At 35.7% G+C, this 1,415-nt stretch carries 2 protein-coding genes; one reads left to right on the top strand and one right to left on the bottom strand.

Annotated elements, in window-relative coordinates:
* Positions 1–286: 286 nt before the first annotated feature.
* Positions 287–1,177: an IS982-like element ISLll1 family transposase gene (locus AC07DW_RS34505; protein WP_478861534.1), complete on the top strand. Its 891-nt coding sequence runs from the start codon at positions 287–289 to the stop codon at positions 1,175–1,177.
* A 39-nt stretch (positions 1,178–1,216) separates the two neighbouring features.
* Here the strand turns inward: AC07DW_RS34505 and AC07DW_RS34500 are convergent.
* Positions 1,217–1,415, bottom strand: a 199-nt coding sequence (locus AC07DW_RS34500) for a hypothetical protein (RefSeq protein WP_478861533.1), incomplete at its 5' end; no start/stop codon positions are given.

Raw genomic sequence — 1,415 nt, 5'->3', positions numbered from 1 at the left:
TGACCAACTGGGTTGTTTTTCCCTCACCCATGCTAACTTTTTCGACTCTTACACTCATATTTTTTCCCTTTCTGCGATTTCACTTCATGAAATCTTGAAACTTGCCATCCGCTCGAATGGTAACCTGACACTTTAATTGTAACATTTTACTAGGTTAAGGGCACCTCTAAAAACGTATGAAAAGAGGTATAATAGAACCCGAATTGCTAGTTAATTTCATTGGAAAATAAATAAGTCGTGCTATCCTAATCTTAAACCACTAAGCATTAGAAAGCGCACGACTTATATGACTTATAATAGCACACTTCCAAAAGTTTTTGTTTATTTACTGACAACCATTGAGACGCTTTATCAAACGAGGGTTTCCCTTGAGGTTCAAAACCGAAAGAACGTCCATCTCGCAACATCAGATTGCTTAGTTATCGCTTGTTACCTATGGGGCGTACTGCATTTTAGTGAAACGCTTAAAGCTAAGCACCAATTGGCTCAAAGTTTATTTCCTAATTTCCTAGAATATTCTCGCTTTGTCCGCCGTTGTAATGCCCTCTTACCGAGTATCCAAGTCATTCGCCAAGCACTCGTCTTTAAAGAGGTTGAAGGAATGAGTGTATCCATTATTGACAGCTTCCCCATTCCTTTGTGTCAGCCTATTCGTAATTTCAGAAGCAAAGTTCTTGGAGATTATGCAAATGTTGGCTACAATTCTACAAAGGGACAGTACTTCTATGGATGTAAATGTCATGCTTTAGTCAGTGAATCAGGCTATGTCATAGACTACACAATTACTCCTGCTTCAATGGCTGATAGTTCAATGACCGAGGAAGTGTTGAGTCAATTTGGGACACCAACAGTCCTTGGAGATATGGGATATTTAGGTCAGTCACTGCATGATAGGCTGGAATTAAAAGGAATTGATCTAATTACACCTGTCAGGAAGAACATGAAGCAAAAGAAAATCCTTTTCCCTAATTTTTCAAAACGTAGAAAAGTGATTGAGCGAGTTTTCTCTTTTTTGACAAATCTAGGAGCTGAGCGTTGTAAAAGTCGTTCGCCTCAAGGTTTTCAATTGAAATTAGAGATGATACTTTTAGCGTATTCTTTACTGTTAAAATCAGCTAAATCACTGGAACCAGAGACTTTAAGATATTCTATCGGGTATCAAGTCATGGCTAAATAATCAACTAGCAATTCGGGTAAATAAGATTAAAAATTATATTCACTTCCAGTGTTTACCTCTTACCAGTCTGTAAAGTTTATATCCAACATAAGAAGAAAAAATATACATTTTTATCCGTTTAGTATGTCTTTTTTCTATTGAAATATAATCTTTAAATACTTTTTTTCTGATTGGATTTAATTCATTATACAATTTTTTCGAATCTGGAAAATAAGCTAATATTGACGTAACTATTTTA

Source organism: Streptomyces sp. NPDC045701, assembly GCF_056432045.1.
The sequence above is the reverse complement of the archived record's forward strand: the minus strand, read 5'-3'. Positions and strand labels throughout refer to the sequence as shown.